16 protein-coding genes are annotated in these 15278 nt (G+C 61.5%); 4 read left to right on the top strand and 12 right to left on the bottom strand.

Annotation, left to right across the window (positions count from 1 at the left end):
* Positions 1-68: 68 nt before the first annotated feature.
* From KI613_RS15775 to KI613_RS15745, 7 genes are all read right to left on the bottom strand, one after another.
* Complete coding sequence (locus KI613_RS15775) at positions 69-1913, bottom strand: nitric oxide reductase activation protein NorD (RefSeq protein WP_226401119.1); 1845 nt, start codon at positions 1911-1913, stop codon at positions 69-71.
* Between the two features lie 3 nt (positions 1914-1916).
* The gene (locus tag KI613_RS15770) at positions 1917-2960 is read right to left on the bottom strand and encodes a 4Fe-4S binding protein (RefSeq protein ID WP_226401117.1); all 1044 of its coding nucleotides are present in this window, start codon (positions 2958-2960) and stop codon (positions 1917-1919) included.
* Positions 2950-3504 (bottom strand): hypothetical protein, encoded by a 555-nt coding sequence (locus KI613_RS15765; RefSeq protein WP_226401115.1) that lies wholly within the window; start codon positions 3502-3504, stop codon positions 2950-2952. Before KI613_RS15765 ends, KI613_RS15770 begins: the two co-directional genes overlap by 11 nt.
* Positions 3485-4267: a CbbQ/NirQ/NorQ/GpvN family protein gene (locus KI613_RS15760; protein ID WP_226401113.1), complete on the bottom strand. Its 783-nt coding sequence runs from the start codon at positions 4265-4267 to the stop codon at positions 3485-3487. Before KI613_RS15760 ends, KI613_RS15765 begins: the two co-directional genes overlap by 20 nt.
* Positions 4264-4533, bottom strand: a complete 270-nt coding sequence (locus KI613_RS15755) for a cytochrome C oxidase subunit IV family protein (protein WP_226401111.1) — start codon at positions 4531-4533, stop codon at positions 4264-4266. Before KI613_RS15755 ends, KI613_RS15760 begins: the two co-directional genes overlap by 4 nt.
* The gene (locus KI613_RS15750; RefSeq protein WP_226401109.1) at positions 4533-5123 is read right to left on the bottom strand and encodes a cytochrome c oxidase subunit 3 family protein; all 591 of its coding nucleotides are present in this window, start codon (positions 5121-5123) and stop codon (positions 4533-4535) included. Before KI613_RS15750 ends, KI613_RS15755 begins: the two co-directional genes overlap by 1 nt.
* Before the next feature lie 64 nt (positions 5124-5187).
* Positions 5188-6336 (bottom strand): GNAT family N-acetyltransferase, encoded by a 1149-nt coding sequence (locus KI613_RS15745; protein WP_226401107.1) that lies wholly within the window; start codon positions 6334-6336, stop codon positions 5188-5190.
* 148 nt (positions 6337-6484) lie between these two features.
* On the opposite strand from KI613_RS15745, the gene KI613_RS15740 reads away from it, so the two are divergent.
* From KI613_RS15740 to katG, 3 genes are all read left to right on the top strand, one after another.
* Positions 6485-7114: a class I SAM-dependent methyltransferase gene (locus tag KI613_RS15740; protein WP_226401105.1), complete on the top strand. Its 630-nt coding sequence runs from the start codon at positions 6485-6487 to the stop codon at positions 7112-7114.
* Positions 7115-7236: 122 nt separating this feature from the next.
* A complete protein-coding gene (locus KI613_RS15735) occupies positions 7237-7620 on the top strand; it encodes a DUF302 domain-containing protein (RefSeq protein WP_226401103.1) in 384 nt (127 codons plus the stop codon).
* 175 nt (positions 7621-7795) lie between these two features.
* Complete coding sequence (katG, locus tag KI613_RS15730; protein WP_226401101.1) at positions 7796-9970, top strand: catalase/peroxidase HPI; 2175 nt, start codon at positions 7796-7798, stop codon at positions 9968-9970.
* Positions 9971-10042: 72 nt separating this feature from the next.
* Here katG and KI613_RS15725 read toward each other — a convergent pair whose 3' ends face one another.
* Together KI613_RS15725 and KI613_RS15720 are read right to left on the bottom strand one after the other, a co-directional pair.
* Positions 10043-11419, bottom strand: a complete 1377-nt coding sequence (locus KI613_RS15725) for a cbb3-type cytochrome c oxidase subunit I (RefSeq protein WP_226401099.1) — start codon at positions 11417-11419, stop codon at positions 10043-10045.
* Positions 11420-11437: 18 nt separating this feature from the next.
* Positions 11438-11866: a c-type cytochrome gene (locus KI613_RS15720; RefSeq protein ID WP_226401097.1), complete on the bottom strand. Its 429-nt coding sequence runs from the start codon at positions 11864-11866 to the stop codon at positions 11438-11440.
* A gap of 155 nt (positions 11867-12021) precedes the next feature.
* Here KI613_RS15720 and KI613_RS15715 point away from each other — a divergent pair, with 155 nt between their 5' ends.
* On the top strand, positions 12022-13317 hold the full coding sequence (locus tag KI613_RS15715; RefSeq protein ID WP_226401095.1) for an NYN domain-containing protein: 1296 nt from the start codon (positions 12022-12024) through the stop codon (positions 13315-13317).
* 33 nt (positions 13318-13350) lie between these two features.
* On the opposite strand, the gene KI613_RS15710 is transcribed toward KI613_RS15715, so the two are convergent.
* The 3 genes from KI613_RS15710 to panC form a co-directional block, all read right to left on the bottom strand.
* Positions 13351-13860 (bottom strand): hypothetical protein, encoded by a 510-nt coding sequence (locus KI613_RS15710; protein WP_226401093.1) that lies wholly within the window; start codon positions 13858-13860, stop codon positions 13351-13353.
* A gap of 118 nt (positions 13861-13978) precedes the next feature.
* On the bottom strand, positions 13979-14362 hold the full coding sequence (gene panD / locus KI613_RS15705) for an aspartate 1-decarboxylase (protein WP_226401091.1): 384 nt from the start codon (positions 14360-14362) through the stop codon (positions 13979-13981).
* A gap of 90 nt (positions 14363-14452) precedes the next feature.
* Positions 14453-15277, bottom strand: a complete 825-nt coding sequence (gene panC, locus KI613_RS15700; protein ID WP_226401087.1) for a pantoate--beta-alanine ligase — start codon at positions 15275-15277, stop codon at positions 14453-14455.
* Position 15278 lies beyond the last annotated feature (1 nt).

The raw sequence follows: 15278 nt of genomic DNA, 5'->3' as shown, positions 1-15278 counted from the left end.
TGCGCAATAACGATAACGTCTAATACTGGCATTCGACCGATGCCAAAGCAATACGACTTTATGACTATCTACTGACGGGTAAGTTGCACATAAAGGAGGGGGAGCCGGCTGGGCAACTCCTCCGGTTTGCGGATGACGCAGAACCCGGCCGGGCCGAAAAGATAGGGCAGGTAAGCGCCCGCTTCACGGTCGATGGTCACGCAGAAGGGCGTCAGACCAAGGCGCCGGGCTTCATGGACGGCCATCCTGGTGTCTTCGATGCCGTAGCGCGAGTCGTAGATGTCGAGGTCGTTCGGTTTGCCGTCAGTAATGATCAGCAACAGGCGGCGACTGGCCGGTTGCTCGGCGAGGATGCTGGCGGCCTGGCGGATGGCGGCGCCCATGCGCGTGTAGTAGCCGGGTTTGATGGCCAGGATACGGCCACGGGCGGCGGCGTCATATTTGCCATTGAAGTCCTTGAGCAGATGGAAACGGATGTTCTGGCGGCGTAGCGACGAAAAGCCGTAGATGCCGAAGCGGTCGCCGGTGGCGGTCAGCGCTTCGGAAAACAGCAGCAGCGAATCGCGGATGACATCGACGATGCGGTGCGAGTCGGAAATGAACGCGTCGGTGGACATCGACAGGTCGGCCAGCAGCATGCAGGCCAGATCGCGTTCGCAACGAGCCTGGGCGAGGTAGCCGCCAGCTTCCGGCGTGTGACCCGAGGCGCGGTCGGCGTGGTTGCGCACGCAGGAATCGACGTCGAGTTCAGGCCCGTCGGGCTGGCCCTTGAGCCAGCGGCGTTGCGGGGCGAGGGCGGCGAACTGGCCGCGCAGTTTCTTGGCCGTCGCAGCCAGTTCGAGTGGCAGTGCGGCGGGCCCGGCATCGTGGGCGACCATTGGCTGCAGCAGGCAATGCGCCGGCTGCATCGCGTTCTTGCGGTAATCCCACTCGGGTAGCGCAATGCCGGGGCCGATCGGGGTGTCGTCCTCGGCGGCGGAGGGCAGGTCGAGGTCGAACTTGACGCGCGACTTGGCGGTTTCGCCGTCGCGGGTCAGCGACAGTTTGTCGAGGTCGTTGGCCGCGTCGCTGGCGTTCGGGTTTTCGTCCTCGTCGAAGGCGCGATTGACCCGGACGTATTCGGCCCAGGTCGGCAGGCTTTCGGCGCGGAACATGGCGAGCATGGGATTCTTGTTGTCCGGCGTCTCGACCTGCTCGGCCTTGTGCGCCTCCTTGGCGGTTTCGGTGTTTCCGCCGCTGCCTTCGGGCGGCAGATTGTCGTTCGGGTCAGCGAGTTTGGCGCCGGCCTCGGGCTCCTCTGCGCCAATCAACCAGAGCAGCACAGGCTGCGGCGGCCGGGATTTCATCGTGTTGAGCGGTGGCAGGCCGGCGACCGAACCCGGCTGTTCCAGCGCCTGACGAATGGCATTTTCCTGCGCTGCTTCGTCGGCCTGCATGGCGCCGGGTTCGATGCGGCCGGCGAGATGGGCGGCGACCAGGCGCCGGTAGCGCTCGTTGAGGCCCGGATAGCGTTCGAGGGCAGTTCGGCTGGCGGTCTGATTGCGGATGAACCACGGCTGCTCGGGCGCCACGTCGCTGGCGGCCAGGGCGGCCAGCCACAGGTAGAGGTCACGGTTCAGCGATTTTTCGGGAAAGGCAGCGATTTCCGGCGGCAGGCGGAGGGTTTCGGCATCGCGCCGGCCCTGGGCGATACGCTCGTTGCTACCGGCGACACGCTGCAGCCAGGTGCGCCGGGCGCCATGGTCTTCCGAGGTGGCGGCGGCAACCTTGAGGCCGGGATCGCCGCCGAAGGCGCGAAACAGGATACCGGCCGTTTTTTCGACCTCGCCCAGTTTGACGGCGGCTTCCGGGTAATGTCCGGCGGCGGCCTTGGTGACCCAGTTGTGCCAGAGTTTGCCGATGAATTCTTCCATGGCTCAGAGTTTCCCACCGGCGTCTTCGTCGGTATTTGATAAGGACGAAAAACCGGCTTCGTTACGCCGGGCGTCTTCGTTGCTGACCCAGCGCAGGAGCTGGCCATTCGGATTGGCGCGGTTGACCGTATTGCAGGCTGAAATGCACTGGCCGCATTGGGTGCAGGCGAACATCCAGCGTTTGACGTTGCGCGGTTTGAGGCGCATCGGGCAGACGGCGTCGCACGCACTTCCCGAAGGCGAGGCAAATTCGTTGCCGCTTTCGCGCAGGGCCTGCCGGGCGAGCAGGGTGTGGCCGGCGCTGCCGGCGCCTTGCTGGCAACTGGCACAGTCGGTCAGGCGTTTGCGGTCGAAGCCGACGACCATGGCCTTCTTGTTCACGATCCACGCAAAGCTCTGGAAGATGCCGATGGCGCAGCCGTAGCGGCAGAACAGGTGGCGGGCGAAGAGGAATTCGAGGCTCAGCACCGTGGTGGCGGCGGCGAGGAAAATCACTTCCTTGGTGTAGAGCGTGAAGGTGAACAGGCCGTGGTAGACCTGAAACGGCGGCATCAGGTAGGTCAGGCCGACCAGCGCCCAGGCGAAGGCGAAACCGATGGCGGCGGGGACGACGAGCAGCCAGTAACGCTTGTCGCGCTTGGCCGGCGTGCCATCCGGTTCCCACGGCGGGGTTTGTTTCTTGTCCCAGACCGAGTGCTTGCCGCTGGCGATGAGCATCAGGCGGTTGATCGTTTCGACCACGGAAAAATGCGGGCACAGCCAGCCGCAATAGAGACGGCCCCATTTCCAGGCGACCCCGATGATCAGCGCACCTGCCCCGAGGACGGGCAGGAACAGGTAGAGGATGATGTTGATGACCGCCGTGCTCGCTTCGCCGGTGCCGGCCATCAGTTCGTCGATGCCGAGGTGCCACGGATAGGTCAGGAAATAGGCGTGGCGCTCGGTGAGGTCGTAGCGGAACAGGTCGAAGATGGGCGTCACGGTGAACAGCGTGAAAAAGCCCATCTGCGCCAGCAGACGGTAACGCTGCAGCCTTTCAATTTTCACGGTTTTTTCCAGTTGACCGTGGAATCGCCGGACCGATGAGTGGGAAACGCCACATCTGCCCGTTCATGGCCTTGATCAGCGCATACATGCCGAACAGCACGAGCGTCGAGTGGATGCAGGTGAAATAGAGGATCAACGTCACCCAGGTCCATTCCCAGTCCAGGCCGCCGAGGCCGAGGATGAGGCCGGACAGCGTGACGATGAGCAGGCCACCGACCAGGCTGACGATAGTGGTTTGCTTGAGGTGCTGGCGGGCCAGCGGCGGGGCGCTGTCCTTGAATTTGAACCACAGGCCGACGAGGAGCAGGAAGGCCAGCCCGGGCAGCAACAGCAGGTTGATCAGATAGAGGGCTTCGGCGAGGACGGCCAGGTTTTGCCCGGCCTTTTCTTCCTCGAAACCAAAGTGAGTCTCCCCGAGCTGAAGCTCGGTGCTTCCTCGCCACGAGTTTGGGGCACCTTCGGTGCCAGGTTGGACTGTCTTGCTCACCTCGCCATGAATGGCGCGGCTTTCGCTCGACCCGTGGTCATCGTCCGAAAGTGGCATTGACGATTTCCATGAGCGCCTCGACGGTCTCTTCGTCGTCGGTCAGGCTTTCGACCAGTGCGGCGCGGCAGGCGGCGGTGACGTCGAAGCCGGATTTGATGAGCGTCGCGGCATAGACGAGGAGGCGGGTGCTGGCGACTTCTTCGAGATCGCGGTCCTTGAGGGCGCGGAAAGCCTTGGCGATGCCGACCAGACGCTTGGCGAGGTCGGCGTCGCAGCCGGTTTCGCCGATCAGGATGGAGATTTCGCGCTCGGCGCCGGGGAAGTCGAAGCGCATCGAGACGAAACGCTGGCGGGTCGAGGGCTTCAGGCCTTTCAAAAGATTCTGGTAGCCTGGGTTGTAGGAGACGACCAGCATGAAATTGGCCGGCGCCTGGAGGGTTTCGCCGGTGCGGTCGATGGGCAGGATGCGGCGGTCGTCGGCCAGCGGGTGGAGGACGACGGTGGTGTCCTTGCGCGCCTCGACCACTTCGTCGAGGTAGCAGATGCCGCCTTCGCGCACGGCGCGGGTCAGCGGGCCGTCGGACCAGTAGGTGCCCTTGTCGGAAATGAGGTGGCGGCCGACGAGGTCGGCGGCGGTCAGGTCGTCGTGGCAGGCAACGGTATACAGCGGCAGCTTGAGGCGGGCCGCCATGTGGGCGACGAAGCGCGTCTTGCCGCAGCCGGTCGGGCCCTTGATGAGCAGCGGCAGGCGCTGCTGGAAGGCGTGTTCGAAGAGCGAGATTTCGTTGCCGGAGGGTTCGTAGAAGGGCAGTTCGGTCATTTGAGAGAGATCCAGTAGGCAAGCAGAATCAGGCTGGAGACGACGATCAGCCAGCCTTCGAGCAGGACGCGCCACATCATCGGCGCCGCGCGCAGTTCCATGAAATCGAGGATGACCAGCCGGCCCTTGACGAAGGCAATGACCAGCATGGCGACGATGGCCCAGGTGCCGGCGGCGCCGACTTCACCGAGATACCAGGTGATGCCGGTGGCGACCATGAGGACGAGCCAGGCGCGGTGGGCGGAATTTTTGAGGGCGGCGATCATCAGCGCATCACATAAACGAGCGGGAAAAGGACGATCCACAGCAGGTCGACCATGTGCCAGTAGGCGGCGCCGCTTTCCAGTCCGTGCGCGTTGTGGCCGCCGTAAGCGCCGTTTCTGGCCTGGAACCAGAGGACGGTCAGGATGACCATGCCGAGGATGACGTGCATGAAGTGGAAGAAGGTCAGCGAGATGTAGAACATGTAAAAGGTGTTGGTCGACATCGAGATGCCGGCGCCGAACTTGGCGGCATATTCGATCACCTTGACGACCAGAAAGCCGCCGCCGCACAGCCAGCCGAGCAGGATGTTGGGCGGCACGGCCTTGATGTCATCGCGATGCGCCGCCTGCACGGCACGGACGACGAACCACGAACCGGTGATGAGGAGCAGCGTATTGAGGGCACCGAGATTGCGGTCCAGCGTCTGCTGGTAGAGGTTGAATTCCTCGACATGGCTGGCCCGGGCGAAGGCGTAGGCGGAAAAGAACACCGCGAAGGCGAGCAGTTCGGCGAGGATGAAGAACCAGATGGCGAGGTCGCCGGGCAGGCGTTTGTCGACCGGGGCTGGCGCGGGGAGGGTGATGTTGCTCATTGCCTGCATGGTAGCGGGGCCTTGATCGGCACAAATTGATATGCCCCAAAAACGGGGAATAAGACTAGTTCTCACACCGGAAGGGCAGATGCGCCGCCGCCTGATCGCGATAGTTGGCCACCGCGTCGCCCTGCACGTCGAGGTGGCGGCCGATCAGCTTGCGCATGGCTGGATCGGCGATCCAGTGGGCGGAATGGACCACGGTTGGCGTGAAGCCGCGGGCGATCTTGTGTTCGCCGCCGGCACCGGGTTCGAAGCGTTGCAGGCCGTGGCGCAGGCAGTAGGCGATGCCCTGATAGAAACAGAGTTCGAAATGCAGGCTGTGATATTGGCCGTTACAACCCCAGTAGCGGCCGTAGAGCGTTTCATCGCTGCGGAAACAGAGCGAGACGGCCACCGCTTGGCCGCCGTCGCGGGCGATGAAAACGACCATGCGGCGGCCCAGCGCCGGCGCCAGATCGGCGAAGCAGGCCGCGGTGAACACGGCGTGGTTGTTGAATTTATCGAAGGTTGAGGCGTAGAGGGCGTGCAGGGCAGGCCATTCGGCCGGATCGATTTCGTTGCCGTGGCGCACTTCAATATTGAGCCCGCTGGCCGCCACCTTGCGTCGCTCGGCCCGGACCTTGCGCCGCTTGTCGGCGGCAAAGGTGGCCAGATAGCCGTCGAAGTCGCCACAGCCGCTGTCCAGCCACTGGAACTGGACGTTGTGGCTGATCAGCATGCCGGCTGCCCGCAGCTCGTTGCAGTCATCCTCGTTCGGAAAGGCGACGTGCCACGATGACATGTTGTGCGCGCTGGCCACCGACTGGGCGCCATCGATCAGGGCCCGGCGAATCGTCGACGCTTGCGGACCTTCAGCCACCAGCAGGCGCGGCCCGGTGGCCGGGGTATGCGGCAGGCCGCTCAGCAATTTCGGGAAGTAGCTGCGGCCGAGCTGCTGGTAAACGGATGCCCACGACCAGTCATGGATGAAGTCGCCGTGCGAGTTGAAGCGGACGTAGAGAGGCAGGATGCCGATGATGCGGCCTTGTTCGTCGCTCGCCGTCAGATGACATGGCACCCAGCCCCAGTCCGGCCCGGCGGCACCATGGCGTTCGATGATGGCGAGAAAATCGGCGTTGAGAAAAGGGTCGCCGGGCGGGCAAAGACGATCCCATGCCTCGCGCGGGATGGCGTCGGTGGAATCAACGGAAGAGATCGTCAGGGCTGGCATCGGGGCATTTTCTGTGGCGGCACTTAAGCGGACCGTTGGACTGGCCATCGGTTCCCTGCCATTCGTCATGGGTAAGCCAAATTTCCTGCTTGCCCTTGCCGCGGGCAATGCATCAAGCTTGCCCTTCGCTGCAGAGGAGAGAGTGGCCGTGAACGAAGATGAATCGAGCCTCAAGGATATATCCGGACTGACGCTGGCCTATTACAACCAGCGTGCCGAGGAATTTCGGGCCGGTACGCGCGATCACGATGTAAGCCAGAACATCGAAGCGTTGCTGCGCCATATCGTCGGCCAGGCGCCGCTTACGCTGCTTGATTTCGGCTGCGGGCCGGGGCGCGACCTCAAGGCTTTAGCCGGGCTGGGTCACCGGGTCATCGGGCTGGATGGCGCCGCGGCATTTGCCGAGATGGCGCGGGCCGATACCGGCTGTGAGGTCTGGCATCAGGATTTTCTCAATCTCGAACTGCCTGACGGGCGTTTCGACGGCATCTTCGCCAATGCCTCGCTGTTCCACGTTCCCGGCCGCGAACTGCCCCGCGTCCTGCGCCAGTTGCACACCACGCTCAAGGCTGGCGGCGTGCTGTTCTGCTCAAACCCGCACGGACCCAATGTCGAAGGCTGGAACGGCGGGCGTTACGGGGCGTATCTCGATCTTGAAACCTGGCGTTGTCGCCTGACGGAAGCCGGGTTCGTCGAACTCGAGTACTACTATCGGCCAGCCGGCATGCCGCGCGAAAAGCAGCCCTGGCTGGCCAGCGTCTGGCGGAAAGCGGATTGACGTCGAGAAGTCTGAATGTGGCGTGATTGCTACGGTCAACCGGAAATTTCGGCGAAAATTGAAATCCCGATCTGCGGCGCTTGAGGCCACAGACGTTTCGCTTTCAGGATCAGGGAAATTCCATGTACTACATCGTCGATAGCGACAAATCGTTTTACGAGGCCACCACCGATCTCGTCCCGGTCATCCAGCGTCTGGGCTTGAGTGTGTTGCAAGTGCACGACCTGGGCGGCATGCTGGACAGCAAGGAGATCGAATTCGACGACGAATGCCAGGTCTTCGAAGTCGGCAATCCCCGGTTGGTCGAGAAAATGCTGGCCATCGACATGCGCCTCAGCGCGGCGCTGCCCTGGCGCATTTCGGTCTATACCGAGGACGGCAACACGAAAATCGCCCTGACCCGGCCGCTGCCGCTGCTCGCCGCGCTGTCGCCCGATGTCACGCTGGTCCGGCTGGCCCAGGAGCTGGAAGAAAAACTCATCCAGATCGTCGACGAGACGCGTTAAGCGGATAGCATCGCCGCAATCACTGTCGAAGTCAGCAAGACGGAACAAGTCTGCCATCACCTTGATAGTGATCGTCTATCAACTGTATCCAGCCAATCAATTGGTGCTAAACAAGTCGTTTTCCTAATATCAGTTTGAACGTTTTCCTGAACGTCATTCACCGAGGAGAGTAGAGATGGATACCAATCAAACGAAGACTGCCGGCAAATGTCCGGTCATGCATGGCGCCAACACGGCCAGCGCCGATACCAACATGGCGTGGTGGCCGAAGGCGCTGAACTTCGACATCCTGCATCAGCACGACAGCAAGACCAATCCGCTGGGCCAGGGCTTCAACTACCGCGAGGAGGTCAAAAAGCTCGACGTCGCCGCCCTCAAGAAGGATTTGCTCGCCCTGCTCACTGACAGCCAGGACTGGTGGCCGGCCGACTGGGGCCACTATGGAGGCCTGATGATCCGCATGGCCTGGCACTCGGCCGGTTCGTACCGGGTGGCCGATGGCCGCGGCGGCGCCGGCACCGGCAACCAGCGTTTTGCCCCACTTAACTCCTGGCCCGATAACGTCAACCTCGACAAGGCGCGTCGCCTGTTGTGGCCGATCAAGAAAAAATACGGCAACAAACTGAGCTGGGCCGACCTGATCATCCTCGCCGGCAACGCGGCCTATGAATCGATGGGCCTCAAGACTTTCGGCTTCGCCTTCGGTCGCGAGGACATCTGGCATCCCGAAAAGGACATTTACTGGGGTTCCGAAAAGGAATGGCTGGCGCCCACCGATAATCCGAACAGCCGTTATTCCGGCGAACGGGAACTGGAAAACCCGTTGGCCGCCGTGATGATGGGGCTGATCTACGTTAACCCGGAAGGCGTGGACGGCAAGCCCGATCCGCTAAAAACAGCCCACGACGTGCGCATCACCTTTGCCCGGATGGCGATGAATGACGAAGAAACCGTCGCCCTGACCGCCGGCGGTCACACCGTCGGCAAGGCCCACGGCAACGGCGATGCCAAACGTCTGGGGCCGGCTCCCGAAGCGGCCGATGTTGAAGAACAGGGCCTGGGCTGGAACAACCACAGCAGCCGGAGCATTGGTCGCGATACCGTGACCAGCGGCCTCGAAGGCGCCTGGACCACTCACCCGACCCGGTGGGACAACGGCTATTTCGACATGCTGCTCAACCACGACTGGGAACTGAAAAAGAGCCCGGCCGGCGCCTGGCAGTGGGAACCGGTCAGCATCAGGGAAGAAGACCGGCCGGTCGATGTCGAGGATGCCGCTATCCGCCACAACCCGATCATGACCGATGCCGACATGGCGATGAAGATGGATCCGGCTTATCGGGAAATTGCCGAGCGCTTCGCCAAGGATCAGGCCTATTTCTCGGAAGTCTTCGCCCGCGCCTGGTTCAAGCTGACGCACCGCGACATGGGGCCGAAGGCCCGCTACATCGGACCCGACGTGCCGCAGGAAGACCTGATCTGGCAGGATCCGGTGCCGGTCGGTCGGGCCGGCTACGACGTGGCCACGGTCAAGGCTGAAATCGCCGCTAGTGGATTGAGCATAGGCGACATGGTGGCAACGGCCTGGGACAGCGCCCGGACTTTTCGTGGTTCCGACATGCGCGGCGGGGCCAACGGCGCGCGCATCCGCTTGGTGCCGCAAAAGGACTGGGAAGGCAATGAGCCGGCCCGGCTGGCCCGGGTGCTCTCCGTTCTCGAAAGCATTGCGGCGCAGACCGGGGTCAGCGTCGCCGATGTGATCGTGCTGGCCGGCAACCTTGGCGTCGAGCAGGCGGCAAAGGCGGCGGGTGTCGACATCACCGTTCCCTTCGCCCCGGGTCGTGGCGATGCCAGCCAGGCGATGACCGACGTCGAGTCCTTCGAGTTCCTCGAACCGGTGGCCGACGGCTACCGCAACTGGCTCAAGAAGGACTACGTGGTCAGTGCCGAGGAGTTGCTGCTTGATCGCACGCAGTTGCTTGGTTTGACCGCCCATGAAATGACCGTGCTCGTCGGCGGCCTGCGCGTGTTGGGTACCAACCATGGCGGCACCCGGCATGGCGTTCTGACCGATCGCGTCGGGGCGTTGACCAACGACTTCTTCGTCAATCTGACCGATATGGCTTACACCTGGAAGCCGGTGGGTTGGAATCTCTACGAAATCCGCGATCGCAAGACCGGCGCGGTCAAGTGGACGGCGACCCGGGTCGATCTGGTGTTCGGGTCAAACGCCATCCTTCGCGCCTACGCCGAGGTTTATGCGCAGGATGACAACAAGGAGAAATTCGTTCAGGACTTCGTTGCCGCCTGGACCAAGGTCATGAATGCCGACCGTTTCGATCTGGGATAAAACCGGATAGCCATAAAAAAGGCGCGGTTCCGAAGAACCGCGCCTTGGCTAGCTACTTGACCAAACTACTGGTCAGGCTGCCTTTTCTTCTTTGCCACCAACAAAAAAGCTGGTGATGTAGATGATCAGGCCAATCAGGAAGATTACACCGGCCCACTCGCGCATCCAGTAGAACAGCGCGATCTTGTCCTGCGCCACCATGAACGGCAGCGGGGTGTCGGATACGCGTTGCAGCCAGACTTGCAGGATGCCGGCGGCGGTCAGGAACAGCGTAATGAAGACGATGGCTGTGGTCATCAGCCAGAACGACCACATTTCCAGCACTTGCGACTTGTTGCTGTTGGCAGCACGGCCGCGCAGGATGGGCATGGCATACGAGATCATCATCAGGTTGACCATGGCGTAGGCGCCATAGAAAGCCATGTGGCCGTGCGCCGCGGTGATCTGCGTGCCGTGCGTGTAGTAGTTGACCGGAGCCAGGGTGTGCAGGAAGCCCCACACGCCAGCGCCCAGGAAAGCCATTACACCGGTGCCCAGCGCCCACAGAACGGCAGCCTTGTTCGGATGCTCGCGACGACGACGGTTCACCATGTTGAAGGCAAAGACGGTCATGGCGAAGAAGGGAATCGGCTCCAGAGCGGAGAAGATGGAACCCCACCACTGCCAGTATTCCGGCGTACCGATCCAGAAGTAGTGGTGACCCGTACCGATGATGCCGGTAATCAGCGTCAGGGTGACGATGACGTAGAGCCACTTTTCGATCACTTCACGGTCAACGCCGGTCGTCTTGATCAGCACGAAAGCCAGGAAGGAGCCAAGAATCAGTTCCCATACGCCTTCCACCCAGAGGTGCACCGTCCACCACCAGAAGAACTTGTCGAGAACGACGTTCACCGGGTTGTAGAAAGAGAACAGGAAGAAGACAGCCAAGCCCCACAGACCAATCATCAGCACCATGGAAATGGCAGTCTTCTTGCCCTTCAGCATGGTCATGGTCAGGTTGAACAGGAAGCCCAGTGCAACAATCACGATACCGACTTTGGTTGGCAGCGGCTGTTCGAGGAACTCGCGGCCCATGGTTTCGATGATGTTGTTACCGGTCAGCTCAGCCAGCGTGGCGTACGGCACGGCCAGATAGCCGACGATGGTCAGCGCCCCGGCGACCAGGAAGGTCCAGAACAGGATCAGCGCCAGTTTCGGGCTGAACAGTTCAGTCTCGGATTCTTCCGGGATCATGTAGTAGGCGCCACCCATGAAGCCAAAGAGCAGCCACACGATGAGCAGGTTGGTGTGGACCATGCGGGCCACGTTGAACGGAATGGCGGGGAACAGGAAGTCGCCGAGCACATACTGCAGGCCAAGAATCAGGCCGAACAGGATCTGACCGACAAACAGACCGATTGCCGCGATGAAGTAGGGTTTTGCAACCGCTTGGGATTTATATTGCATGTTCAGTTCTCCTCTCGATCAGCCCTGGCTGTTAGGCGGCCAGTTGGCGGTGTTGATCGAATTGACGTGCTTCAGGAAGGCCACGATGGCATTCAGCTGCTCGTCGGTGAAATTGAACTGAGGCATGCTGCGGCGACCCGGGATGCCTTCTTTCGGACGACTCTGGATGAAAGCCTTGACGCCTTCGTCGCCGTAGCGAACGATGACGTTACCCAGTTCCGGGGCGAAATAGGCACCTTCACCCAACAGGGTGTGGCAACCGATACAGTTATTGACTTCCCATAGCTTCTTGCCTTCGGCGATTTGCGGCGTGATATTGGCCCGCATGTCGCGTTTAGGCAGTTGCGTATGGGTGTCGAAGGACAGCGCGAGGAACAACAGGAAGAAGAAGACGGTCCCCCCGTAAAATATGTTCCGCGCCATCGATTTGGTGAAAGCGCCACTCATTGTTTTCCCCCTTTCGGAAATTGTTTGGCCGACGGATGGTAGGTCGCGGGGGCAGGCGCAATCTTTGATGCCCGCTAAAAAAGCGGAATTACTTGAGGCATCGGGGAGAACGGTGTCGGCGGTATACTGACGCCTCTTCAAGTTGAAAGCATTCCATGGCCGCAGCCAACGACAACGCCAGCATGGCGCTCTTTTGTGATTTCGAAAACGTTGCCCTTGGCGTCCGCGATGCCAATTACGAGAAGTTCGATATCAAGCCGATTCTCGAGCGCCTGCTCGCCAAGGGCAGCATTGTGGTCAAGAAAGCCTATTGCGACTGGGATCGTTACAAGGCCTTCAAGTCGGCCATGCACGAAGCCAATTTCGAGCTCATCGAAATCCCGCACGTCCGCCAGTCCGGCAAGAACTCGGCCGACATCCGCATGGTCGTCGATGCCCTCGACCTCTGCTACACCAAGGCCCACGTCGATACCTTCGTGATCATCTCCGGCGACTCCGATTTTTCGCCGCTCGTCTCCAAACTGCGCGAAAACGCCAAGAAAGTCATCGGTGTCGGTGTCAAGCAGTCGTGTTCCGACCTGCTCGTCACCAACTGCGACGAGTTCATCTACTACGACGACCTCGTCCGCGACCGCGAAAGCCGTGGCAACGCGCGGCGTGACCGCGAAGCGCCCAAGCGCTCGCCGGAAGAAGAAGCCAAGCGCAGCCAGAAGCAGGAAGAACGCAAGACCAAGGCGGTTGATCTCGTCGCCGCCACCTTCGTCGACCTGATGGCCGACCGCGGTGAAAGCGAGCGCATCTGGGCCTCGGTCCTCAAGGAGGTCGTCAAGCGCCGCAACCCCGGATTCAACGAAAGCTATTACGGTTTCAGGACCTTCGGCAATCTGCTCGAAGAAGCCGCCAGCCGTGGCTTGCTCGGCTTTGGTCGCGACGACAAGGGCGCCTTCGTCTTCCGCGGGCAGGGCCGACCGGCTTCGGGTGAGGCCGAAATGGGTGCCGAGTTGCCGGTCGAGCAGGTTCTTACGGTCAACCCGGAAAATGAGCCAAAAATGGAATCGCCGGCAGCCGAGCCGGAAGTCTCCGGCAACGCCCGCCGTCGTGGCGGTCGGCGTTCGCGCGGTGGCAAGGATCGTGCGGTCAGCGAGCCGGTCGAGCCGGCGTTTTCTGCGCCTGAAGTTTTGCCGGTCAGTGCGGCCTCTGACAGCCACTCTCAGCCGGCAGTCGCCGACGCTGCGCCCGCTGAAAAGGCGGAAAGCAAGCCGCGCCGCGGCGGTCGCCGTCCGCGCAAGACGGATGCGATGAAAGAGTCTGCCGCCCCGGTTGCCGAGTCGCCTGTCGTGGTCGCCGTAAGCTCTGCCACCGGAGTCGAGGGCGAGGCGAAACCGGCCAAGGCCAAGCGTCCGTCACGTCCGCGCAAGGCGAAGGTGGCGGCTGAACCTTCGGAAAGCTGAGATTAGACGGGGCCGCTTGCGGCCCCGTCTTTGTCAGATAACGGCGAGCAGCTTGGCGCGCAGGCTTTCCGCCTCGCGCTTGCCTTCGCGTGACATCACAATGGCGTGATACCACTCGTCGTACATGGCACGTAGCTCGATATGGCCACTCGCCTGTTCGATGCGGTCGAGCAGAGAACTGTTGCCGAGGGCGCCGACGAAGGCATTGAGCGTGTTGCTCATGAAATTGCGTGCCTTTTGCAGGCGAACCGGATCGTGGCTGGCCGGCAGTTCGCCGAAGGCAGTGATCGACGCCAGCGGCACCTGGGGCGCCACGGGTTTTCCGGCAGCGTTGGAGACGCTGGCCAGTTCGATGTAGCCCTCTTCTTCCAGCGCGCCCAGCGTGTGCTGCAAGTCGTCCGACTGCAACATTCCGCGCAGGTCGTCGACGGTCCTTTTTCCATCAACGAAAATCAATACCCGTCTGACCCGCGGCGACAGCCCGCCGGTCTTCGAGGTGATTTCGTCATGCCCCTTCGGGGTCTTGGCGAAAACAATGCCCATGTTTGTCTCCACGATCGATGTAGATTTTTGAATTTATGTAAATTTTTTTGATGTATTTTACACAAAAGAAAAACCCGCCGAGCGGCGGGTTTTCAATGGGCATGAATTACTTTTGCGATCAGGCGGCGGCTTGCACCGGAATCTTGTGACCGCGCCGCGTGATGCGGTTCTGCGAATCGACGTAGATCAGATCGGGTTCGTGACGGGCCAGTTCGACCTCGTTATAGACGGCGAAGGTGGCGATGATCAGGATGTCACCCGGCGCGGCGCGGCGGGCAGCTGAACCATTGACGGAGATGACGCCCGATCCGCGTTCGGCACGGATGGCATAGGTGGTGAAACGCTCGCCGTTGTTTACGTTCCAGATGTCGATCTGTTCGTATTCCTTGATGTTTGCCGCTTCAAGCAGGTCTTCATCGATGGCGCAGGAACCCTCGTAGTGCAGGTCGGCGTGGGTTGCGGTCACGCGGTGCAACTTGGATTTCAGCATTGTTCTCTGCATGGTTTCACTCATCCAGACAGTTGGGGGAAGCGCATTGTAACGACAATGGCCCGGCTGTCAATGGCCGTAATTATGGATACTCTTGCCGCGTCAAATCTCAATGTTATCAATGAGCCGCGTCGTTCCCAGGCGACTGGCGGCAAGCACCACCAGCGGGGCGTTTACGCCTTTTGGCATAGACAGGTCGGCTTGTTGTCGCACTGCAACATAATCAGTCATCCAGCCGGCTGCGGCCAGTGTCGAAAGGGCGGCATTTTCCAGTTTGACGGTGTCGTTTTCGCCGGCCCGGATAGCGGCGCGGATTTCGTTGAGCAAGCGATACAGGCGCGGCGCTTCGGCGCGCTCGCTCGCGTTCAGGTAGCCGTTGCGTGAAGAAAGGGCCAGGCCATCCTCGGCGCGCACCGTTTCGCCGCCGATGATGTCGATCGGCAAGGCCAGCTGGCGGGTCATGTTGCGGATGACCATGAGCTGCTGATAATCCTTCTTGCCAAAGACGGCGGCCTGCGGCTGGACAATATTGAATAGCTTGAGCACGACGGTGGCGACGCCGCGGAAATGGCCGGGGCGGAATTCGCCGTCGAGGATGTTCTGGATGGCCGGCGGCTCGACCGTGTACTCCTGTGGCTCGGGGTAAAGATCGGTTTCTGTCGGCGCGAACAGGACATCGACGCCGGCTGCCGCCAGCTTGTCGCAGTCGGCCTGGAAAGTGCGCGGGTACTTGTCGAAATCCTCGTTCGGGCCGAATTGCAGGCGGTTGACGAAGATCGAGGCGACAACAGTATCGCCGTGGGCCCGGGCTTGTTCCATCAGGCTGATGTGGCCGGCGTGCAGATTGCCCATGGTCGGCACGAAAACGACGCGGCCGCGCCCCTTGAGCGCCGCACGCAGGTCGGCGATGGCGGAAATGATTTGCATG

Origin of the sequence: Ferribacterium limneticum (assembly GCF_020510585.1) — a bacterium.
Lineage (GTDB): Bacteria > Pseudomonadota > Gammaproteobacteria > Burkholderiales > Rhodocyclaceae > Azonexus.
The sequence above is the reverse complement of the archived record's forward strand: the minus strand, read 5'-3'. Positions and strand labels throughout refer to the sequence as shown.